Source organism: Burkholderia sp. AU45251 (assembly GCF_030482905.1).
GTDB classification, from domain to species: Bacteria; Pseudomonadota; Gammaproteobacteria; order Burkholderiales; family Burkholderiaceae; genus Burkholderia; species Burkholderia aenigmatica.
On sequence record NZ_JAUJQH010000001.1, the window covers coordinates 864,345 to 885,000 of the forward strand.

Below are 20,656 nucleotides of genomic sequence, written 5' to 3' on the forward strand. Positions count from 1 at the left end.
AACGTTTTCCCTTAAAATCCGGCGAGCTAGCGTCGCCGGATAGCCGTTCTGCTCGCCGCTTCCGCATCGACATTCCACGCTGCACCGCCTCTCAATCGGAAGAAATCCCGGTAACAGGTGCGACGTTCCGATCCCGCCGGCCACTCCCGCCTTCCCACCATCCGGGTTTTTCCCGGCGCTTCCGGCGTGAAAGTTCATTGACATCATGCCGATCGCTGCCTAAATTTGGAAAACGTTTTCCAATGCATCCGCGCGACGCCGGTCATGGCCCGTGCAGGGAGAACGCTTGCCCGCTCGAGTAGTGATTCAGGCCGTCCGTCTTCAGGGATCAGGGTTGTAAGACGGGGCAAGGTACGGGCATCGAGCGCGGCAACGGCCACCGCCGCCCGTCCTTCATCACTATCCAAAACTGGAGACACAATGCATCCGCGCAGCAGATTCGCGCTCGGCGCCGCGCTCAGCGCCTTTTCCGTCCTGTTCGTCAGCGCGTGCGGCGGCAACGACGTGACCGACACGCCGTCATCATCTTCGCCGCCCCCGTCCACGACGCCGTCGCTCGCGTCCAACTCGCTGCAGGCGCTCGTCTACGGCGCGCCCGACACCAGCGTGCCCGCCGGCACGAACATTCCGGTCACGATGATGGGCCAGATGCGCGCGCTGTTCGACCTGATCCGGAAATCGCCCGACTTCACGCAGGTCGTGATGGATCTCGGCGACGGCACGCCGGTCCACGTGCTCGACACGAACACCGGCGACAAATTCCTGCCGGGCAAGCTCGCGCTCGGCCTGTCGTACATCCTGATCGACATGAAGTCGAAGAACGATCCGCAATACGCGAGCTACCTCGCGACCTACCAGACGATCACGACCGCGATGATGGCGCAGTCGGGCAGCAACTACACGTATGCGAATACGTCGTGGGGCGAGTACTACTACCTCGTCGCGCTGAACAACCTGAAGGCGCACGGGATGCTCAACGAAGTCTTCAGCGACGCGATGCTCGCGACGCTGCAGCAGCGGCTCACCTTCTGCGACATGTTCGGCCCCGATGCGAGCGGCAAGACCGATACGTGCCCCGCGGCCGGTACGCCAATCGACATCGCGTCGCTCAACACCGCGCAGAACTACTATGCGGTGTCCTACGGAATCGCCGGGCTGCGCCAGAAGCTCGGCTGGAGCAGCCCGTCGTTTGCGTCGAAGACCGATCCGTCGGTCGCGACGATGGGCGCGCGCGACGCGCTGCTGTACACGCTCACGAACCATATCCGCAACGACTCGTCGGGCGGGTTCTCGGACGAAGCGTCGAACACCCACACGACCTACTACGACCAGGCACGCTTCGACCGCTACAGCACGCTGCTGATCGGTGAAGTGACCGAGCGTACGTTCGAGATGGGCAACGAAGCGAACCTCACGCCCGAACTGAAGGGCTACCTGCGCAAGTCGGTCGACCTGATCCTGCCGCAGTTGAACGCGAACGGCCAGGGCTTCAACTACGGCCGCTCGATCGGCCCGTACGGCGATTCGGCGTTCATGGAAGTGCTGACGGCCGCGGCCAACGCCGGCGTGCTGACCGACCAGGAGAAGCAGGTTGCGTATGCGTTCATCTACCAGGCCGCGCGTCGGTTCGACACATACTGGTACGACCCGTCGCTGCCGACGCCGTCGGTGAACATGTGGGTCAAGGGCCGCGGCACGGACGCGTATCGCGGCAAGCCGCGTGTGATGGGCGAGAACTTCAGCCTGCTGCACCAGTACCTGTACGTGAACGCGTGGTGGAACAAGCTCGGCTTCGGCGGCCAGGCGCCGATGGCCGATGCGGATTACAACGCGTGGCTCGATGCGCTGCCGCGCTACACGCTCACCTGGTACAACCAGCCCGGCGATACCGCGCATCCGTACAGTGCGGCGCTCGTCACCGTGCGCGACGGCCGGCGCGTGATCAACCTGAACCTCAGCCAGGCGCCCGACTACAACTCGTACACGCCGTACTATCCGGTGCCGTTCTCCGACAAGCTGATCTACGGCACGACCGATCTCGGCTATGCGCTGCTGGTGCCGCAGGTGTCGTACAACGGGAAGACCTACATGCCCGTCACGTACTACAAGAACCTGAACGTCCAGCAAAGCAACGGGCAGGTGATCGTGTCGTTCGATACCGCGAAGTTCCGGCTCGCGTCGAAGAACGCGGCGTACACGACGGATCTCGACCTGCAGGTGCATACGGTGCTGACGTTCGCGCACAGCTCGGTCGCACGCAGCGATACGCTGAGCACCGGCACGCTCACCGGCAACCTGTCGGTCGAGACGGACTTCACGTCGTTCGCGGATTTCGGGTCGACGCAGGCCAACGGCGACGGCGTGTCGGTCACGTACGCGAACAGCGCCGCGACCGGCTACGCGGCGTCCGGGTTCGACACCTGCGCGCTGTCCGCCTTCGACACGACGAACGGCACGACGAATCCGCTGTCGACGACGCCGATCGGCCAGCTGCATTCGAACTTCGCGTGCACGACGAAGCCGTTTGCACTCGGCGCGGGCGCGACCCGCACGTTCGGGTGGACGCTGAAGTACGCCGACCCGGCCTGAGCGGTGTGACCCACGTTCCGTGCATGCTCTCGAAGCCGGTTGCTGTCGAACCGGCTTCGGGATCGTCACGACCGGCGGGCATCACGCTCGTCGGCGATGCCCGCTCACCACAGCCACCCCGACGCCGCCATATACCCACCCAGCGCGATCAGCCCGACGAAGAAGCAGCGCTTGAACGCCCTCTCGCTCATCACGCGCCGCGCATATTGCCCGCCGGACATCCCTGCCAGCGCCGGCACGAGCGCGAGCGCCGACACGCCGAGATCGACCGTCTCCAGCGCGCCCGTCATGCGCAATTGCAGGCCGAGCACGATCGTCGATGCGGTGAACGACAGCCCGAGCGCCTGGATCAGGTCGTCCTTCGACAGCCGCAGCGCCTGCAGGTACGGCACGGCCGGCACGACGAATACGCCGGTCGCGGCCGTCACGACACCCGTCAGGTAACCGACCACGGCCGACAGCCATTTTTCGTGGCGGCCCGGCGCCGGCAGCCGCGCGGCGGCCAGCCCCCACAGCCCGTAGACGATCAGCACGACGCCGAGTGCCGCATGCGTCCACGTGGTGCCGGCCGCGAGCGCGGGCAGCCCGCCCGTCAGCGTGCCGATCGTCAGGCCGGCAAGCAGCGGCCACAGCCGGCGCAACAGCGGTCCGAACGACGGGCCAAGCCACAACTGCCACACATTGGTGATGAACGACGGCACGAGCAGCAGGCTCGCCGCGGCCGACGGCGGCATCGCGAGCGTCAGCAGCCCCATCGCGATCGTCGGCAGGCCGAGCCCGATCATTCCCTTGACCGCGCCGGCCAGCAGGAAAACCACCGCGATGATCGTCAGCGTATGAATGTGCATGAAAGGCATTCCGTCCGGTTGAGTACGGCGCCGATGGTGAACCCCGATCGCGCCGCCCGCCATCTGGCTTTGCCTGAGGCTGGCTAGGGCTTGCCGGACGGAGCGCCGGCGCGATGGTGTCGATGGGCTGTCGCACTGAGGGCCGGCGGGAAACGCGCCGCCGGCGTCAAGGCAGGCGGTGCCGGCCATGCGCCGCCATCCGGGTTGCCGAACCCCGCCCCGGCCCCCGGATTCGAGCCGAATACGGGGCCTGTTCCGCAACCCATGCCGTCCCGGGCCGATCATGCCGACTCGGGCCGATCAGCCCCCGTGAGATGTCCCCCGCCCCTGCTCGCTGTCGAGGTGCGCCATCTGTGCGGCCGGATAACGCTCACCGGCAGCCGCCCCGGCGGGAACCGCCGCTTGGATGCGAGCGATATCATCGACCGTTAGTTGCATCTCGGCAGCCTGAAACGCGTCCTGAAGCTGCGTGCGCTTGCGCGCGCCGATCAGCGGCACGATATCGCCGCCGCGCGACAGCACCCACGCGATCGCGACCTGCGCCGGATTGCTGCCCTTCTCGTCGGCGATGGCGCGCAGCGCGTCGACGAGCGCGAGGTTGTGCGCGAGGTTCTCGCCCTGGAAGCGCGGGCTCGCGGCGCGGAAATCGCGCTCACCTTCCCGCGCCGGGCTCCAGCGTCCGCCGAGCAGCCCACGCGACAGCACGCCGTAGGCCGTCACGCCGATCCCGAGTTCGCGGCACGCGGGCAGGATTCCGGCCTCGATGCCGCGCGACAGCAGCGAATATTCGATCTGCAGGTCGGCGATCGGCGCGACGGCCGCCGCGCGGCGGATCGTGTCGACGCCGGCTTCCGACAGGCCGATATGGCGCACGTACCCGGCCTTCACGAGATCGGCGATCGCGCCGATCGTCTCCTCGATCGGCACCGCCGGATCGACGCGCGCCGGCCGGTAGATGTCGATGTAGTCGGTGCCGAGCCGTTTCAGCGAGTACGTGACGAAGTTGCGGATCGCCACCGGCCGCGCGTCGTAGCCGGCAAACCCGCCGGCCGGATCGCGCAGCGCGCCGAATTTCACGCTGATCAGCACCTGGTCGCGTGCCCGGCCGCGCAGCGCATCGCGGATCAGCATCTCGTTGTCGCCCATGCCGTAGAAATCGCCGGTGTCGAGCATCGTGATGCCGTGGTCGAGAGCCGCGTGCAGGGTCGCGATGCTTTCGTCGCGGTCGGCCGGCCCGTAAAAATCCGACATGCCCATGCAGCCGAGCGCGATCGTCGATACCTGCGGGCCCGTACGGCCCAGTTGACGCATATCCATGTCCGTTTCCTCGAATGATCAATGAACAGGCCGGATTCTGGACGCATCGCGACGCGCGATAAACGCGAAACACTCAACCAAACCATTCGACGCTGATTAACAATGGAGCCTGCCCCATCCCCGTCAAGGCCCTCGCCCGCATGGATCATCTGCAAGCAATGCGCATCTTCGCGCGCGTCGCCCATCTCGGCAGCTTCACGAAAGCGGCCGAGCAGCTGCAATTGCCGCGCCCGACGGTCAGCAATGCCGTCCAGTATCTGGAAAAACACCTGAAGACCCGCCTGCTGCAGCGCACGACGCGGCGCGTCGCGCTGACGGCCGAGGGCGCAACCTATTACGAACGCTGCATGCGCTTGCTGGCCGATCTCGACGATGCGGAAACGCTGTTCGAGGACGCCGGCACGACGCCGCGCGGCGCGATCCGCGTCGACCTGCCCGAGCGCTTCGCGCTGAACCAGGTGATTCCGGCGCTACCGGGTTTCCACGCGCGCTACCCTGACCTGCGCGTCGTGATCGGCACGACCGACCGCTTCGTCGATCTCGTCGCCGACGGCATCGACTGCGCGGTGCGGGTCGGCACGATGTCCGACACATCGCTCGTCGCGCGGCGCATCGGCGAACTGGCGCAGATCAACTGCGCGGCGCCCGCGTATCTCGCGCGGCACGGCACGCCGCGCTCGCCGGACGAGTTGCCGGACCACGTCGCGGTCGGCTATTTCTCGAGCCGCACGGGCCGCGAGCTGGACTGGGAATATGCGGACATGGATTCGGGCGAGCTGCACGCGGTCAAGATGCGCAGCGTCGTGTCGGTCAACAGCTCGCAGGCGTATCTCGCGTGCTGTCTTGCGGGCCTCGGGCTGATCCAGGTACCGCGCGACGGGCTCGGGCCGCTGCTTGCCGACGGCTCGCTGGTCGAGGTGCTGCCGGAATGGAATGCGGAGCCGCTGCCCGTGTCGGTCGTGTTTCCGACCGGCCGGCATCTCGCGCCGCGTGTGCGGATCTTCGTCGACTGGCTCGCGGAAACGCTCGGCACCACGCCCCGGGCGGACTGAGCGCAGCCAGCGCCGGAGCACGCGGCCCCGGCGCCGCCCGATCAGAATTTGTGGCGGATCGCGGCGCGCACCGCGAACTGGTTCGACGACGCCGACGGGCCGTCCGTCCCGACGACATAGCCGCCGTCGGCCGCCGTGCCGGTCTTGTCGCCGGCAACCTTCTGCCATGCGCCCTGCAGGTAGACGTCGGTGCGCTTCGACAGGCTGTAGTCGGCCATCAGGCCAACCGTGTGGTATTTCGGCTTGAACGACCCGGCCGCGGCATCGAACTTGCCGTCCGTGTACACGTACTGCGCGCCGAGATAGAAATCGGGCGTGAGCTGGTACTTGCCGTTGATCTCGAAGTTCTGGAACTTCGTCGCGGTCAGCCCGAGGCCGGCGAACGTCGCCGCCGGCAGGTAGACGGTCGACACCGGGTTCTTCACGTCCGTCTTCGTGTAGACGAAGCCGACCGTGGCCGGGCCGAATGTGTAGTTGACGCCGCCGCCGAAGATCCGCAGGCGGTCGGCGACGAAGTTCGCGTCATCCGCCGAGATCGCGCCCGCGCTGCCCACGCCCGGGTTGTTCGCCTGCAGGTACGCAGCCGCGACCTGCAGCCCGGCGAGCGAATACTGCGCGCCGAGGCTGTATTGACGGTTGTTCGAGAAGCCGGTGCTGTTGCTGAAGCTGTACGTGCCGCCGAACGTCAGGCCGTTCCAGTCGGCGCTTGCATACTTGACCGTGTTGTTGACGCGGAACGAGTTGTCCGTGTTGTCGTTGTCGAACGGGTGCGAGAACAGCGTGCCGCCCCAGTTGCCGTTGGCCGTGAGCGGCGCGAGATAGTCGACGACCGAGTCGTACTGGCGGCCGAAGGTCAGCGTGCCGAAGCGCGACTCGCTCAGCCCGACGAACGCCTGGCGGCCGAACATGCGGCCGCCCTGGCCGAGCCGGCCGTTGTTCACGTCGAAACCGTTTTCCAGCGTGAAGATCGCCTTCAGCCCGCCGCCGAGGTCCTCGCTGCCCCTCAGGCCCCAGCGGCTGCCCTGTGCATAGCCGCTCGCGAGCTGGTAATTCGTTTTTCCGACCCCATTGACGTTCACGTTGTTCGTGTAATTGAAGCCTTCGTCGATCACACCGTACAGCGTCACGCTGTTCTGGGCGAAGACCGGCGCGGCGAAAGCGGCCAGCGCGGCGGTAAAAATGACGTGCTTCTTCATGACGGATCTCCGGAGCCGGTGGCCGGGCAGGGTCAAGCGCCCGGCGGATGTTTGGTCTGTTATATGTGTGGCCCGCAGGGCGGACGACGCGGTGTGCGGCCGCGTGAGGTCAAAATGGTGTCACGTCGCAAACCGTCCGTCCATCGGGGTATATGAACCCTGCGCAAACCGTTGCGCTCGTCCAACTGCCCCGTTGCGCAGACGGCCTGACCCGGCTTATCGGCAGCGGCAGGACGGCCGACCATCCGCGTAAACCCGGTGTGCACCGCATCGGTGGCACAATGCGCATCCGTTCGTCATTTCTTCACGAAGTCATGCTTCACCCCGATTCATGCGTGGCGCGTGCCGGCCGCGCACGCGCCCCGCGCCGGGAGGCGGTCCGATGACCGCACCGGCCCGGGCCGGCCGCTACGCCGAGCTCGATTTCTTCCGCGGCCTCGTGCTGCTCGTCATCGTCGTCGACCACATCGGCGGCAGCATCCTGTCGCGCGTGACGCTGCATGCGTACGCGTTGTGCGACGCGGCCGAGGTGTTCGTGTTCCTCGGCGGCTTCGCCACCGCGATCGCGTACAACTCGCTGGCCGAGCGCCACGACGAGGCCGCCGCGCGCCAGCGCTTCATCCGGCGCGCGTTCGAGATCTACCGCGCGTTCCTCGTGACGGCCGGCCTGATGCTGCTGATCACGGCCGCGCTGAACGCGTTCGCGATCGACGGCCCGAACATGCCGACCAACGACCTCGACGGCCTGCTCCAGAAGCCGCTCGCCGCGCTGCGCGACATCCTGCTGTTCCGCCGCCAGCCGTATCTCGCGTCGGTGCTGCCGATGTACGCGTTCTTCGCGCTGCTCGTCCCGCTCACGCTGCCGCTCGCGCGCACGCAGCCGTGGCTGCTGCTCGCGTTCAGCGGGTCGCTCTGGTACGCGGCGCCGCACGTCGCGCGCTTTTTGCCGACCGTCGAAGGCGCGCCGTGGGACTTCAATCCATTCGCGTGGCAGTTCCTGTTCGTGCTCGGTGTGATCGCGCGTTGCCAGCCCGTCTATCAGACGCTCGCGCCGAAGCCGCAGGGCTGGCTGTTGACGGCCGCCGCGCTCGCGATCGTCGCGGCCGGCGCGTACTACCGGCTGCGCATCGAACCGTTCCCGACCGATCCGTCGATCAAGCAGAACCTCGGCGCGCTGCGGCTCGCGAACTTCCTCGCGATTGCGTGGCTCGCGGCCAAGCTCGTCCACCTCGGCTGGATGAAGAAGGTCGCGCACGCGATGCCGTGGATCGGCACGATCGGCCGGCAGGGGCTGCTGTGCTTCGTCGCGGGCACCGGCATCTCGCTCGCGGTCGACTCGTTGCTTTACCAGGCGACCGAAGGCTATCTCGACGTGAAGCTCGGCCTGCTTGCCGATGTGGTCGCGATGGGCCTGCTGTATCTCGTCGCCAAACTCTACGGGCCGCTCGTCGCGCGGCTGCCGTTCCGTTCGCGGCGATGACGCGCCGCGCCGTCATGCGCCGCTGCTACGATAGCCGGCGCCTCTCCTGAAACGATTCGTCATGCGCCGACTCGCCCTTCCGTTCGCCCTCGCCCTGATCGCCGGCTCCATCGCCACCGCCCGCGCCACGCCGGCCGCGCCGCCGGTATCGCCCGTACCGCCGCCACCGGCCATCCAGACCGCGACGACCCCGTCGGCCGCCCTGGAGCCCGCAGTCAACCCGGGCAGCAGCGTCGTGCTGCGCACGTTCCGGTCGGCGTCGCTGAAGCGCGACTGGTCGTACACGGTCTACCTGCCGCCCGGCTACAACCCGGAAGGCGCGCGCTACCCGGTGATGTACCTGCTGCACGGCAACGCCGGCAACGCGAACGACTGGGTCACGCAGGGCCGGCTGCAGGCCACCGCCGATACGCTGATCGAGCGTCGCGAGATTCCGCCCGTCGTGATCGTGATGCCGCAGGGCGGCACCGACTGGTACGTCGACCGCAAGGAGAAGATGCAGAGCGCGTTCCTCAACGACCTGCTGCCCGAAGTCGAAGCGCACTTCGCGGTGTCGAACCAGCGCGCGGGCCGCGCGATCGGCGGCGTGTCGATGGGCGGCTTCGGCGCGCTGCGCTTCTCGCTGCTCGAACCCGGGCTGTTCTGCGGCGCGATGCTGTTGAGCCCCGCGATCTACGCGAACGAGCCGCCGCTCAATTCCGCCGCGCGCTACGTCGGCGTGTTCGGCGACCGGCAGTTCGATCCGCGCGTGTGGCACGAGCTCAACTACCCGGCGCTGATGCGCGGCTATTTCGCGCGCACCTGGCGGATCCCGATGTTCATCGCGGCCGGCGACGACGACCTGACCATCCAGGCGGAATCGAGCGTGCTGTACACGCACCTGCGCCGCGCGCAGAATCCGGCCGAACTGCGCATCGTCGACGGCGGGCATACGTGGGACGTATGGCGCGGGCTGCTCGGGCAGGGATTGAAGTACGCGCTGGAGTGCGTGAAGTGACGGCGGCGTAAGCGCAGCCCCACGCCGCCGGCCGCGTCAGACTTCCGTACCGATCGTCTTCGCCATCCGCAGCGCCAGCGCGTACCCGGTCAGCGTCGGATTGACCACCGACGAACTCGGATGCACGGCCGTGCTCGCGATGAACAGGTTCGGGTGATCGTGCGTCCGGCAATCGCGGTCGACGACCGAATCCGCCGGATCGTTGCCCATGATCGTCGTGCCCATGATGTGCGAACTCGGCACCCACGCGTGGACGTCGTTCACGACCTCGGTCGCACCGAACACCTGCTGGAAATCGCGGTAATCGTCGAGCACTTGCGACGCCGCGCGCAACGAATAATCGTAGACGTCGTAGTCGGTGCGTGGCGTCGGCAGCCCGAGCGCATCCTTGCGGTCGCTCAGGGTGACCCGGTTGCGCGGGTCGGGCAGGATCTCGACGTAGCTCGCGATCTTCAGATAGCGCGCCGCGTCGTGACGAATCCGCGCATCGAGCGCGTCGCCGACGATGCCTTGCGCGATCAGCCGCCGCGTGACGATCTCGTTGGGCACCGTGTTGTCGAGGAAATGCCGGATCGCGCCATGTTCGCGGCGAAACGCACCGTCGCGCCGCGTGTTGATGCTGCCCTGCTGCGTCGGGCCGCGCCCGGCCCACAATGGCTCGCGGGCGAGCATCGCGATCGCGCGGCCGGTGTGCCCCATCATGTTGCGGCCGACCTGGCCGGACGCGTTCGCGACGTCCGACATCAGCAGCAGCTTCGGAATCTCGACGCCATGTGCCGCGAGCACGAAGATGCGAGCGGTCAGGCGCGTGCTTTTGCCGTCGGGCGTCATGTAATGAATCGCCGCGATCTTGCGGTTCTCGCCGCGCTCGATCTTGTAGACGACCGCATTGGTCAATAGTCGCGCACCCTGCGCGACGGCGCGCAGGACCGGGCGATCGCCGGAGAATTGCGCGCCGATCGGGCAGATCGGCGCGCAGTTGTTGTTGCCCGCGCAGGTCGGCCGGCCATCGTAAGGCCGCGTCGCGCGCGCGTTGGGTTCGTCGACGAACCGATGGCCGATCGTCGCGACCTTGTCCGCGACCTGCTGCGTCAGGTACGACCACGGTTGCTGCCGCATCGGGTACGGCTTCGAGCGCGGCGGGAACGGCGCACCGCCCTGGCCGCTCTGGTCGTCGGTGTCCGAGCCCGATACGCCGATCTGTTCTTCCGCGAGCTGATACCACGGTTCGAGCTCGTCATAGCCGATCGGCCAGTCGCGCCCGTGCCCGTACAGGCTGTGCAGGCGGAAGTCGTTCGGCAGCATGCGCCAGGTCGCGCCGCCCCAGTGCCACGTCGTCCCGCCGACGAGCCGCAGGAACGATGGCTTCTGCAGCACCGGGCCGACGCTGTCGATGTACCGGTCGGAATAGCGCCCGGTGGACGACTTCGGTGCCCACGGCAGATCCGGATACGGGCCGTTGTAGTCGGACTTGTTGCCGTAATTGCGGAACGCGCTGACGAGCTCGGCCCGCTTCACGTCCGGCCCCGCCTCGATCACGATGACGGACTTGCGCTGCTGCGTCAGCGACTGCGCGACGGCGCCGCCCAGGATGCCCGCGCCGATGACGATGACGTCCGCGTCGTAGGGTCTGCTCATGGTTTCGATCCTCGTTCGGAAGGCAGTCAACCGGCGTCGACGGCCGGGCGCTCGGTCCAGTATTCGGGGCGCGCACGGATATAGGTTGGAATGACCGTGACGTCCACGGTCGGCTCGAACATCAGCGCGGTTTCGTAGCCGACCATCCGCGCCTGCCCGCCGTGCCCGACGCTGCCGGTGTAGAAGGCTTCGATGACGGCCAGCGCCGTGGTGTGCAATTCAGGCGCCGCGATGCCGAGCGTCTTCACGAAGGCCTCGAGCGGCTGCGTGCCCGTGTCGATCGCGACGACGAGCGCGCGCAGCCGTGCGGGAAACTCGCGGTCCTGCGCGACGAGGCCGTCGTAGACGGACTGCACATAGCGCGCCGGGAGCGCCTTGCGGCAAGTCAGGTACGCGGCCACGCCGGCAAAGTCCCGCGCCGGCAAGGCTTCCGGCGCCACGGCCGCACGCGCCATCAACATACCGGCCGGCAACGCCGCGGCGAGCGCCGCGCCGGCCGACAGCTTCATGAGACGGCGGCGCTGCACGTCCAGGTCGCCGGCTCCATCGAAATCGTTCATCGCGGACATCTCCTTCAGTGTGCGGGTGCCGTGCGGAGCTTCGCGACATCCGCCGCGCTCACGCGGGCCCGGCCGCTGCCGAACCGGTCGCTCAGGTAGTTCACGAGCACCACCACTTCGTCATCCCTGAGTTCGGTCTGAAAGGCCGGCATGAAATAGTGCGTGGCGCCGTTGTTCACGCTCGCGCCGTGCATCACGACCTGCAGCAGGTTCGACGTGGTCGCGGTGCCGACCGCGCTGTTGGCGAACAGCGACGGAAAGAAGCCGTCCGCCGTGCCGGCGCCCGTCATACCGTGGCAGCTCGCGCAGTGGTCGAGATAAAGCGACGCGCCGGCCGGTGCCTGACCGCCGACGGCGGCTGCGGCACGCACCGCGACGTAGTCGTCGGTCTTGCGCCCCTGCGTGGAACGCGGCGCGGTGTCAGCGCCCCCGGCGGCCGGCACCGTCGACAGGTAGGTGGCGATCGCGTTCAGGTCGCGATCGCTCATGCGGCTGAAGCTATGTTCGACGGCTTCCGCCATCGGGCCCGCTGCCTGTGCCTTGCCGGGCACGTTGCCGGTGCGCAGGTACTGGACGATCTGCGCGGTCGTCCACGTACCGATGCCCGCGTCGCGGTCGTGCGTGATGTTGAACGCCTGCCAGCCCGCGAGCGGCGCGCCGGCGAGATAGCCGGTGCCGGTTTCGTCGTAGGCCAGTTCCTGCATCCCGATGCCGCGCGGCGTATGGCAGGTGCCGCAGTGCGCGGCGCCCTGGACCAGATAGGCGCCGCGATTCCACTCGGCATCTCGCCCGGGTTTCGGCACATACGCGCCTTCGCGCAGATAGAGCGCGTTCCAGATTTTCAGCGGCCAGCGCATGGTCAGCGGCCACGGAAAATCCGGTTGACGGTTCGCCTGATGGACCGGTGCGACGCCGTGCATGAAATACGCGTACAGGCTCGCGATGTCGTCGTCGCTGAACTTCGTATACGACGGGTACGGCATCGCCGGATACAGGTTGCCGCCGTCGCGCCGCACGCCCTTGCGCAGCACGTTCGAGAATTCCTGCTCCGAATAGTTGCCGATCCCGGTTTGCTTGTCCGGAGTGATGTTGGTCGAGTAGATATTGCCCATCGGCAACGGCATGGCGAGGCCGCCCGCGAACGGCTGGCCGCCACCCGCGGTATGGCACGCGACACAGTCCGCCGCGACGGCCAACGCCTTGCCCGCCGCAACGCGATCCGCCGCCTGCCCGGCTGCCGACGCGGGGGCCGACGCGATGAGAGAAAGCACGACAAGCGCGGAATAGCCGGGCAAACGCATGGAATCGTCCCTGGAGGAATCCGGTGAAAAGGTGATTTCGGGGGTGTTCTGTCATGCCACCCCTATTTTTTGAAGAGGTGGTGTGCGCATGACGTGGTCGGACTATATCACCTTCTGTATCGATACACTAAATCGATACAGAATCGTCATTCAGGAAACAATCGGTGAATGGCTTGCCCGCGTCGGCGGGCATTCCGATACGGCTCGAAGACACGGCGCGACCGGTCGCGCCGGCCGATCTCGCCGCCCTGCGGGCACGCCGGGTAGTCGGCCGCCCGAGCGCGACGGCCATGCGACGGCTCGACGCTCAAAGCCACGTGCCGCCCTGCCGTTCGCTCGGCGCCCCGGCCAACGCATCGAAATCGTGAATCCAGTCCAGGTGATGCAGCACGCTGTCCCGCTCGGCCAGACGCGCATTGCGCGCCTGCGCGGCCGGCCCGTCGGGCAGGTGCAGCACGTCGGCCACGGAGATCGACGCGTACTGCACCTTGCGCGTGCGGCCGCGACGCAACCGCTCGTACGCTTCCTGCGCTTCGCGCCAGTTGCCCGGACCGGCCTGCGCCAGTTGCGCGGCCAGCACCACCGCATCTTCGATCGACTGATTCGCGCCCTGCCCGTGGTGCGGCACCAGCGCATGCGCGGCGTCGCCGATCAGCGTCACGCGCCCGTGGCTCCAGCGGCCGAGCGGCGGCCGATGGAACAGCCCCCAGCGCGGGCTGATCGGCGCGGCGGTGATCATCTGCACCACTGCCGGATGCCAGTCCCTGAACGTGCGCAGTTGCTCGCCCTCTTCCGACGGCATCACCCAGTCGCGCGACGGCCACGGTGACGGATGACGCTCGACCAGCAGGAAATTCTGGTCGCCGTTGTCGCCGATCGGATAGTGCAGCAGGTGCCCGTGCGGCCCGATCCAGTACTGAAGCGTTTCGGGATCGGGCAGCAGGCTCAGCCGCGCGGCCGGCACCACGCCGCGAAACCCCGAACAGCCCGAATACAGCACATCGTCGTAGCCGAGCATCCAGCGCCGCGTGATCGAGCGCGCGCCGTCCGCGCCGATCACGAGATCGGCGTCGACGCGCTCGCCGTTGTCGAACGCCAGCGTGACGCGATCGGCATGCTGCGCGAGATCGGTCAGCCGATGGCCGAGATGGATGGATTCGAGGCCGACCGCCTTCGACAGCACGGCCTGCAGATCCGCGCGATGCACGCCCCAGTACGCGCCGCCGAATTGCCGGCGATAGTCGGGGTCGCCGCGATGATGGCCGATCACCGCGCCGCTGCGGCCGTCGCGATAAACGAGCCCCGGGATGTCCGCGCACACCGCGTCGAAGGCCGCCCGCAAGCCCATGCGCTCGTAGAAGCGCGTCGCGTTGGCCGACAGCGCGACGGCTGCGCCGACTTCGCGCAACACCTCCGTCTGTTCGTAGAGCTGCGCGTCGATGCCGTGCTCGCGCAGCGCGAGCGCGAGCGTCAGGCCGCCGATCCCGGCGCCGACGATCGCAATCTTCAGGTTCGTCTGCATGATGAAGGTGTCTCCGATGTTCCGATGTGAGATCTGCGGCTCGCGCAGCGGTCATGTCGATTGCATGGCCGTGTCGGTATTTTCAGGAGCGGACTTTCATCCCGCAATAAAATGACTGGAATCTGCTTCATCACTGGAAGCAATGAATCCGGCAAGGCGAAACCCATGGAACTGAGCGATATCGACCTCAATCTGCTGCTGCTTTTCCAGCGGCTGATGCAGGAGCGGCGCGTATCGAGCGTCGCCGAGCAGATGAACATGAGCCAGCCGGGCGTGAGCAACGCGCTCGCGAAGCTGCGCCGCCGGCTCGGCGATCCGCTGTTCGTGCGCGGGCCGGGCGGCGTGGTGCCGACGCCGTTCGCGCTCCGTCTCGCGGAACCCGTGTCGCACGCGCTCGCGACGCTGCATGCCGCGCTCAATCCCGAGACCGGGTTCGATCCGCTGCGCGCCACGCGCACGCTGACGATCGGCATGACTGATATCGGCGAAGTCGTGTTCCTGCCGGCGCTGCTCGAACACCTGTCGCAAGCGGCGCCGGGCATCGCGCTCAATACCGTGCGCAACACGAGCGTCAATCTCGGCGACGAAATGGCCGACGGCCGCGTCGATCTCGCGATCGGCCTGCTGCCGCAGCTCAAGGGCGGTTTCTACCAGCGCCGGCTGTTCGATCAGCGCTATGTGTGCCTGTTCCGGCGCGGGCATCCGCTCGAGGACGCGCCGCTGACGGTCGACGGGTGGCGCAATGCCGAGCATCTGGTCGTCGTGTCGGCCGGCACCGGTCACGGGCAGGTGGACGAATGGCTGAAGCGCCGACGCGTGACGCGCCAGGTGCGGCTCACGGTGCCGCATTTCATGAGCGTGGGCTACATCCTGCAGCGCACCGACCTGATCGCGACGGTGCCCGAGCATCTCGCGCAGCAGCTCGCCGCGCCGTTTTCGCTGGGCTGGCGCGCGTTGCCCGTCACGCTGCCGGGTGCGCCGATTCACATGCTCTGGCATACGCGGGTCAATCAGGACGAAGGGAACCGGTGGCTGCGCGACGTGGTCGTCGATCTGTTTGCGGAGACGGGCACGCGGGCAAGGAAGACCGCACCGGGCAGGAAGAAGTAGCCGAGGTCGTCGCACTATCGCGCGTGCTTTACGATATCGCGTGAACCGCTGCGCCACGCATTTCGACTACATTGCCGAAGTGGCCCTGCCATCGTTCATCCGCAGCCTCACCCGTCACTCAACCCGCAGGAAATCAAGCCATGTCTGTCTCGAAGTCGAAGAAATTCGCAGCTGTCACGGGCGCCGGCTCCGGCATCGGTCGCGCAGCGGCCACCGCGCTCGCCCAGGCGGGATTCACCGTCGCGCTGCTCGGGCGCAAGGAGGTGTCGTTGCGCGAAACGCAGGACGCGATCCAGGCCGCCGGCGGCGACGCGCAAGCGTTTCCTGCCGACGTCACCGACGAAGCATCGGTCGACCGTGCGTTTGCGCAGATCGCACAGCAGTTCGGCCGGCTGGACGTACTCTTCAACAATGCCGGCCGCAACGCGCCGCCGGTTTCCCTCGACGAATACGATTTCGATGTGTGGAACAGCGTCGTCGCGACGAACCTGACCGGCGTCTTTCTGTGCGCGCGGGCCGCATGGCGCCTGATGAAAGCGCAAACGCCGCAGGGCGGCCGGATCATCAACAACGGTTCGATCTCTGCACATGCGCCGCGCCCCGATACGATCGCGTACACGGCCACCAAGCATGCGGTGACCGGGATCACCAAGTCGCTGGCGCTCGACGGCCGCCGCTACAACATCGCGTGTAGTCAGATCGACATCGGCAACGCGGCAACGTCGCTTACGGACCGGATGACGCAAGGTGTCCCGCAGGCCGACGGCAGCCTCGCGCCTGAGGCGCGCATGGACGTCACGCATGTCGCGAACGCGATCGTCCAGATGGCGAACCTGCCGCTGGACACGAACATCCTGAACATGACGATCATGGCGACGGCCATGCCGTTCGTGGGACGCGGATAAACGCTGCGGACATGGCCGTCGCCTGAAGGCGCAACGCTGCTCGTCGTGCTGACGCCGCCGGGCCAACGCCGGCGAAGCCGCCGTCGCCGTAACCCGGCGCCGTCCGTCAGCCGGTCCTGGCTTTCTTGGCCGTGGCCGGCGGCTTGACGATGACGAACTGACGGCGATCCTTGCCCCTGATCCAGAGCGGCGCATTACCGCGCCCGCTCCACTCCTTCCCGCTCGCCGGATCGCGATAGCGCGCCGGCAGCACTTTCACGATGTACGAACCCCGGCTGCCATTGCGGCCGACCAGGTCGCGATGCTTGATCGCGTAGGTATCCATCAGCGAGTGAACCTCCGCGATCGCATCGACACGTTCGCGCGCGCGTGCGCGCTCGATTTCCTCGTCCAGTTCGGCCAGCTCGACTACGAGCTGTGCATAGGTCTTGCTCGCGCTCATCTTCTGCTTCCTGCCCCGCATCCGCATGCTAACCGGCATGATTCGCATGACTAACTGACTGTTTCACGTCGCCCCGAGACGACGGCACTCACTCGATCGGCAAACGGCTCGCGTCGGTGCAACGAAGCACGCGACACGAGGGCAACGACACGCCGCCACACACCGGCACACAGTGCGCGCCCCCGCGACGGCACGATCGCCCGCCCGAAACGATCCCCGCTCGGACACCCGGCGACACAATCGCGCCCTGCATTTCACATATCAAGTGATATTTGAAATGCAATCGTAATGGTATCTATCTTAAATATCAACTGATATCCTGCCTGCCATGAACATGGCCACCCTTCCCCCGCGGCTGAGTCGCGAAGAAAGCCGCTTGCAGACCCGCGCCCATTTGCTCGCCGCGGCAAAGCGGCTGTTCGTCGACCGCGGGTTCGGCGCCACGTCGCTCAGGGATATCGCGGCCGAGGCCGGCTATACGCAGGGTGCGTTCTATTCGAACTTCGCGAGCAAGGAGGCGTTGTTCATCGAACTGATGCGGGAGCGCTCGAAGACGCAAGTGGCCGCGATCGCCCAGGCGCTGAGCGACCCATCCGCGTCCGGGGAGGACATCCTGAATGCACTGGATGTCTGGTCGCGGACTGTCGATGCCGAGCCCGAGTGGTCGGTGCTGGGCGTCGAGTTCAAGCTTCTGGGGCGGCGCAACCCCGCTTTTGCCATCGCGTCGCAGGCGTTGCTGGATGCCCATCGCGATGGCCTCGCCTATTGCATCGAACAGATTTTCGCGCGGCTGAAGAAGGTGCCGCCCGAACCGCCGACCGTCCTCGCCATTGCGTTCATGGGGCTCTCGCAGGGCCTGTCGCTGCAGCAGTCGATCCTGTCCGAGGTGCCGATCGGGCACATGATCATGGTGTTCCTGCGCAGCCTGCTGGCCACGGCCGCGCCGGTGCGCTGACCGGAAAGGTCGCGCGCGACCCGGCAGCGACCGGCTCCGCGGCGGAGCCGGATCGCGCGTGACGCCATTCGACCCGTTGCGGCCGTTCAGCATACGCGATGACGCCCGTGTCCGGGCAGTGCCGCCGCGCCGTTCACGAACGCCGCGATGCCGCAACGACGCGCCGGCTGCGGACGGCCGGCGTCACGCGCGCAGGATCTCCTCGGCAACCTGTTCGAACGGCACGCGCCCTTGTCGAAGCTCGACCGTGTCGTCGCTCCCGAAGTCGATGTGACCGCTGTTCAGCCCGCGATTCAGTTCGATGAATCCATCGATTGCCGCGGTCGAGAACGGATTCATCGCGAGTACCCCGGCCCACGCGGACGGCTCGAGCGCCACCGGCCGCACCGGTCGATTCAGCGCGCGCGCAAAGATCGCCGCGATGTCGCCGGGCGAATACGCCATCGGCCCTGCCAGGCCGATCTTCCGGATGCCCGCCCAGTCTTCACGCAAAAGATCCGCCGCGACGCGGCCGATATCCTCGGTCGCGACCATCGGAATCGCGCGCTCGACCGGCACGAGCAGGCTCGGCAGAATACCTTGCGTGCGAACCGGATCGACGACGCGCGCCCAGTTCTCCATGAAATACGCCGCGCGCAGGAACACGACCGGAATGCCCAGTTCCGCCAGTCGTTGCTCGGCCGTGCGATTGGTCGCGATCACGCCGGTGCCGTCCGGCCGATCCGCGCCGACCGACGACAGCAGCACGAGTTTCGGCAAGCCCGCCGCGCGCACCGCGTCGGCGACGGCACGTGCCGTCACGTCCGCGTGTTCGAACAGGTTTTCCAGCGCATAGTTGGGCGGCTTGACCAAATACGCGCCGCGCGCGCCGGCGAATGCACGCGTCAAGGCCGCGGTGTCGGCCAGATCCGCGACCGCCACTTCCGCGCCCTGCGCCGCCCAGCGCGCCGCCTTCGCGCGATCGCGCACGACCACGCGCACCGCGACGCCCGCATCGATCAGAGCCTGGGCCGCGACGGCTCCCGTGCGCCCGGTGACACCCGTAACAACGAACATGTGTTCTCCCGTCAGACGCTCCACCCGTTGGAGCGATGACTTCGATGATGTAGGCTGGCATCACATAACTCAAATGCATACCAATCATGTCCATCATGCACAAAGTGGATTTGCGCGCCGTCGACCTCAACCTGCTCAAGCTGCTCGATGCATTGATCAAGGAGCGCAGCGTCACACGGGCCGGCGCCCGGCTCGGCCTGACGCAGCCGGCGGCAAGCCGCGCGCTGGGCCGCCTGCGCACGCTGCTCGACGATCGCGTCGTCGTGCGCACGCCGAAGGGGCTGGAGTTCACGCCGCGCGCGGCGTCGCTCGCGTTGCGCGTGTCGCGTGTGCTGACGGAAGCGGCCAGCATCGTCGCGCCGGCCGTATTCGATCCGGCCACCGCGCGCGGACAGTTTTCGATCGCGAGCCTCGATCACATGGCGCTGACGCTGATCCCTGACGTAAATGCGCGGCTGGAGCAGCGCGCGCCCGGCATGGATCTCGACGTGCCGCCGTCACGCGGCAACAACGTCGAACTCGTGGTGGACGGCACGGCTGGTATCGCGCTCGGCGCGTTCGACGACGACACCCTGCCGGCCGGCATCTATCGTCGCAAGCTCTACGACGACAGCCTGGTCTGCCTCGTCCGCAACGGACATCCGGCGCTGTCCGCGCGGCTGACGCCGAAGCGCTTCGCGGCGCTGTCGCACGTGCTGGTGACGATCGGCGGCCGCGGTGGCGAGCGAGTCGACGCGGCCCTCGCGCAGCAAGGGCTGCAGCGGCGAATCGCGATGCGGTTGCCGCATTTTCTGGTGGCGCCGATGGTGGTCGCGAAAAGCGACATGACGCTGGTGCTGCCGCGCCGTCTCGCACAGCACGTCGCGCAGTCGATGCCGGTCACGCCGGTGCCGCTGCCGGTCGAGGTGCCGCCGTTCGCGTTGACGATGATCTGGCACGAGCGCACGCACGACGATCCGGCACACGGGTGGCTGCGCCGGCAAATTGCCGAGCTCGCGCAGGACATGGCGTCGTAGCGCGCGACCGCGATCGCTACCCGCGGTAGCGCAGTGCGTCGACCACCAGCGAAAACGCGGGGGACGCATGACGGCGGCTCGGGTAGTAGAGGTAGTACGGCTCGTAGGTCTTGCGCCAGCCCGACAGCGCTTCGACCCGTTGCCCCGCGGCCAGCTGACCGGCGACGTACGCATGCGGCAGGTACGCCAGCCCGAGCCCGCTCAACGCGGCATCGCGCGCCGACCCGATGCCGTTGCCGACCGGCTGACCATCGATCTTCACGCGCTGCGCGTGAAAGACTTCCGCTGCGCGGTGGACTACCTGGTCACGCTCCCGTTTGTGGACGAGCAACGGATCGGCGTGCCGGGCGCGAGCCGGGCGTGTTCGGTTCGTACCGCGACGGCTTCGACCTGTACAACCGTGCGCGGTCGAGCGAGAAGACGCTGCAGATCGTGCCCGGCGTCACCCGCTATGACCTGTACGACCAGCCTGCGCCAACCAGCCAGGCGCTGGAGCAGCTGGTGCCGTTTTTCCGGAAGCACCTGGGGGCGTAACGCGACGGCTTCTACCCGCTGCGAGCCGGGCTGCCTGCCGGCCTTGCCCGGACGTGACACGGTCGCCGGCCGCTTCCGCCGCACCATCCCGTGCCGCGATAGCCTGAGCTGACGTACTGAAGAGGACGGCAACGCAAC

The 20,656-nt window shown here is 67.3% G+C and carries 19 protein-coding genes; 9 read left to right on the forward strand and 10 right to left on the reverse strand.

The window, feature by feature from the left end; genetic code table 11:
• The first annotated feature begins 420 nt into the window (after nt 1–420).
• On the forward strand, nt 421–2,589 hold the full coding sequence (locus QZM67_RS03790; protein ID WP_301800831.1) for a hypothetical protein: 2,169 nt from the start codon (nt 421–423) through the stop codon (nt 2,587–2,589).
• Nucleotides 2,590–2,693: 104 nt separating this feature from the next.
• On the opposite strand, the gene QZM67_RS03795 is transcribed toward QZM67_RS03790, so the two are convergent.
• Both QZM67_RS03795 and QZM67_RS03800 read right to left on the reverse strand, forming a co-directional pair.
• A complete protein-coding gene (locus QZM67_RS03795) occupies nt 2,694–3,437 on the reverse strand; it encodes a sulfite exporter TauE/SafE family protein (RefSeq protein WP_301800832.1) in 744 nt (247 codons plus the stop codon).
• A 300-nt stretch (nt 3,438–3,737) separates the two neighbouring features.
• Complete coding sequence (locus tag QZM67_RS03800) at nt 3,738–4,754, reverse strand: aldo/keto reductase (protein ID WP_301800833.1); 1,017 nt, start codon at nt 4,752–4,754, stop codon at nt 3,738–3,740.
• Between the two features lie 140 nt (nt 4,755–4,894).
• On the opposite strand from QZM67_RS03800, the gene QZM67_RS03805 reads away from it, so the two are divergent.
• Nucleotides 4,895–5,806, forward strand: a complete 912-nt coding sequence (locus QZM67_RS03805) for a LysR family transcriptional regulator (RefSeq protein WP_301800834.1) — start codon at nt 4,895–4,897, stop codon at nt 5,804–5,806.
• Nucleotides 5,807–5,847: 41 nt separating this feature from the next.
• Here QZM67_RS03805 and QZM67_RS03810 read toward each other — a convergent pair whose 3' ends face one another.
• Nucleotides 5,848–7,002, reverse strand: a complete 1,155-nt coding sequence (locus QZM67_RS03810; protein WP_301800835.1) for a porin — start codon at nt 7,000–7,002, stop codon at nt 5,848–5,850.
• Between the two features lie 382 nt (nt 7,003–7,384).
• Here QZM67_RS03810 and QZM67_RS03815 point away from each other — a divergent pair, with 382 nt between their 5' ends.
• The gene (locus QZM67_RS03815) at nt 7,385–8,482 is read left to right on the forward strand and encodes an OpgC domain-containing protein (RefSeq protein ID WP_043183960.1); all 1,098 of its coding nucleotides are present in this window, start codon (nt 7,385–7,387) and stop codon (nt 8,480–8,482) included.
• Between the two features lie 61 nt (nt 8,483–8,543).
• The gene (locus QZM67_RS03820; RefSeq protein WP_301800836.1) at nt 8,544–9,479 is read left to right on the forward strand and encodes an esterase family protein; all 936 of its coding nucleotides are present in this window, start codon (nt 8,544–8,546) and stop codon (nt 9,477–9,479) included.
• 36 nt (nt 9,480–9,515) lie between these two features.
• Here the strand turns inward: QZM67_RS03820 and QZM67_RS03825 are convergent, their stop codons facing one another.
• The 4 genes from QZM67_RS03825 to QZM67_RS03840 all read right to left on the reverse strand — a co-directional run bounded on the left by QZM67_RS03825 (nt 9,516) and on the right by QZM67_RS03840 (nt 14,500).
• Nucleotides 9,516–11,117, reverse strand: coding sequence for a GMC family oxidoreductase (locus QZM67_RS03825; protein ID WP_301800837.1), 1,602 nt, complete (start codon nt 11,115–11,117; stop codon nt 9,516–9,518).
• A 26-nt stretch (nt 11,118–11,143) separates the two neighbouring features.
• Nucleotides 11,144–11,677, reverse strand: a complete 534-nt coding sequence (locus QZM67_RS03830; RefSeq protein ID WP_301800838.1) for a sugar dehydrogenase complex small subunit — start codon at nt 11,675–11,677, stop codon at nt 11,144–11,146.
• A gap of 14 nt (nt 11,678–11,691) precedes the next feature.
• On the reverse strand, nt 11,692–12,978 hold the full coding sequence (locus tag QZM67_RS03835; protein ID WP_367620417.1) for a c-type cytochrome: 1,287 nt from the start codon (nt 12,976–12,978) through the stop codon (nt 11,692–11,694).
• 307 nt (nt 12,979–13,285) lie between these two features.
• The gene (locus tag QZM67_RS03840; RefSeq protein ID WP_301800841.1) at nt 13,286–14,500 is read right to left on the reverse strand and encodes an FAD-dependent monooxygenase; all 1,215 of its coding nucleotides are present in this window, start codon (nt 14,498–14,500) and stop codon (nt 13,286–13,288) included.
• 165 nt (nt 14,501–14,665) lie between these two features.
• On the opposite strand from QZM67_RS03840, the gene QZM67_RS03845 reads away from it, so the two are divergent.
• Together QZM67_RS03845 and QZM67_RS03850 are read left to right on the forward strand one after the other, a co-directional pair.
• Nucleotides 14,666–15,610 carry a LysR family transcriptional regulator gene (locus QZM67_RS03845; protein ID WP_175026462.1) on the forward strand — a complete coding sequence of 315 codons (945 nt, stop codon included), beginning with the start codon at nt 14,666–14,668 and terminating at the stop codon, nt 15,608–15,610.
• Between the two features lie 140 nt (nt 15,611–15,750).
• The gene (locus QZM67_RS03850) at nt 15,751–16,515 is read left to right on the forward strand and encodes an SDR family oxidoreductase (RefSeq protein ID WP_301800844.1); all 765 of its coding nucleotides are present in this window, start codon (nt 15,751–15,753) and stop codon (nt 16,513–16,515) included.
• Between the two features lie 106 nt (nt 16,516–16,621).
• Here QZM67_RS03850 and QZM67_RS03855 read toward each other — a convergent pair whose 3' ends face one another.
• Nucleotides 16,622–16,957 (reverse strand): H-NS family nucleoid-associated regulatory protein, encoded by a 336-nt coding sequence (locus QZM67_RS03855; RefSeq protein ID WP_235996312.1) that lies wholly within the window; start codon nt 16,955–16,957, stop codon nt 16,622–16,624.
• Between the two features lie 328 nt (nt 16,958–17,285).
• Between QZM67_RS03855 and QZM67_RS03860 the strand changes: the two genes are divergently transcribed.
• A complete protein-coding gene (locus QZM67_RS03860) occupies nt 17,286–17,912 on the forward strand; it encodes a TetR/AcrR family transcriptional regulator (RefSeq protein WP_301800845.1) in 627 nt (208 codons plus the stop codon).
• 183 nt (nt 17,913–18,095) lie between these two features.
• Here QZM67_RS03860 and QZM67_RS03865 read toward each other — a convergent pair whose 3' ends face one another.
• Entirely contained in the window at nt 18,096–18,968 is an 873-nt protein-coding gene (locus tag QZM67_RS03865) for an NmrA family NAD(P)-binding protein (RefSeq protein WP_301800846.1), read from the reverse strand.
• An 86-nt stretch (nt 18,969–19,054) separates the two neighbouring features.
• On the opposite strand from QZM67_RS03865, the gene QZM67_RS03870 reads away from it, so the two are divergent.
• Nucleotides 19,055–19,984: a LysR family transcriptional regulator gene (locus QZM67_RS03870; protein ID WP_301800847.1), complete on the forward strand. Its 930-nt coding sequence runs from the start codon at nt 19,055–19,057 to the stop codon at nt 19,982–19,984.
• A gap of 16 nt (nt 19,985–20,000) precedes the next feature.
• On the opposite strand, the gene QZM67_RS03875 is transcribed toward QZM67_RS03870, so the two are convergent.
• Nucleotides 20,001–20,315: a LysR substrate-binding domain-containing protein gene (locus tag QZM67_RS03875; RefSeq protein WP_301800848.1), complete on the reverse strand. Its 315-nt coding sequence runs from the start codon at nt 20,313–20,315 to the stop codon at nt 20,001–20,003.
• 29 nt (nt 20,316–20,344) lie between these two features.
• Between QZM67_RS03875 and QZM67_RS03880 the strand changes: the two genes are divergently transcribed.
• On the forward strand, nt 20,345–20,518 hold the full coding sequence (locus tag QZM67_RS03880; protein WP_301800850.1) for an alpha/beta hydrolase: 174 nt from the start codon (nt 20,345–20,347) through the stop codon (nt 20,516–20,518).
• Nucleotides 20,519–20,656: the final 138 nt, after the last annotated feature.

Coding starts and splice junctions, on each gene's coding strand:
- QZM67_RS03790 (WP_301800831.1), top strand. CDS start 421: ATGCATCCGCGCAGCAGATTCGCGCTCGGCGCCGCGCTCAGCGCCTTT.
- QZM67_RS03795 (WP_301800832.1), bottom strand. CDS start 3,437: ATGCACATTCATACGCTGACGATCATCGCGGTGGTTTTCCTGCTGGCC.
- QZM67_RS03800 (WP_301800833.1), bottom strand. CDS start 4,754: ATGGATATGCGTCAACTGGGCCGTACGGGCCCGCAGGTATCGACGATC.
- QZM67_RS03805 (WP_301800834.1), top strand. CDS start 4,895: ATGGATCATCTGCAAGCAATGCGCATCTTCGCGCGCGTCGCCCATCTC.
- QZM67_RS03810 (WP_301800835.1), bottom strand. CDS start 7,002: ATGAAGAAGCACGTCATTTTTACCGCCGCGCTGGCCGCTTTCGCCGCG.
- QZM67_RS03815 (WP_043183960.1), top strand. CDS start 7,385: ATGACCGCACCGGCCCGGGCCGGCCGCTACGCCGAGCTCGATTTCTTC.
- QZM67_RS03820 (WP_301800836.1), top strand. CDS start 8,544: ATGCGCCGACTCGCCCTTCCGTTCGCCCTCGCCCTGATCGCCGGCTCC.
- QZM67_RS03825 (WP_301800837.1), bottom strand. CDS start 11,117: ATGAGCAGACCCTACGACGCGGACGTCATCGTCATCGGCGCGGGCATC.
- QZM67_RS03830 (WP_301800838.1), bottom strand. CDS start 11,677: ATGAACGATTTCGATGGAGCCGGCGACCTGGACGTGCAGCGCCGCCGT.
- QZM67_RS03835 (WP_367620417.1), bottom strand. CDS start 12,978: ATGCGTTTGCCCGGCTATTCCGCGCTTGTCGTGCTTTCTCTCATCGCG.
- QZM67_RS03840 (WP_301800841.1), bottom strand. CDS start 14,500: ATGCAGACGAACCTGAAGATTGCGATCGTCGGCGCCGGGATCGGCGGC.
- QZM67_RS03845 (WP_175026462.1), top strand. CDS start 14,666: ATGGAACTGAGCGATATCGACCTCAATCTGCTGCTGCTTTTCCAGCGG.
- QZM67_RS03850 (WP_301800844.1), top strand. CDS start 15,751: ATGTCTGTCTCGAAGTCGAAGAAATTCGCAGCTGTCACGGGCGCCGGC.
- QZM67_RS03855 (WP_235996312.1), bottom strand. CDS start 16,957: ATGAGCGCGAGCAAGACCTATGCACAGCTCGTAGTCGAGCTGGCCGAA.
- QZM67_RS03860 (WP_301800845.1), top strand. CDS start 17,286: ATGAACATGGCCACCCTTCCCCCGCGGCTGAGTCGCGAAGAAAGCCGC.
- QZM67_RS03865 (WP_301800846.1), bottom strand. CDS start 18,968: ATGTTCGTTGTTACGGGTGTCACCGGGCGCACGGGAGCCGTCGCGGCC.
- QZM67_RS03870 (WP_301800847.1), top strand. CDS start 19,055: ATGTCCATCATGCACAAAGTGGATTTGCGCGCCGTCGACCTCAACCTG.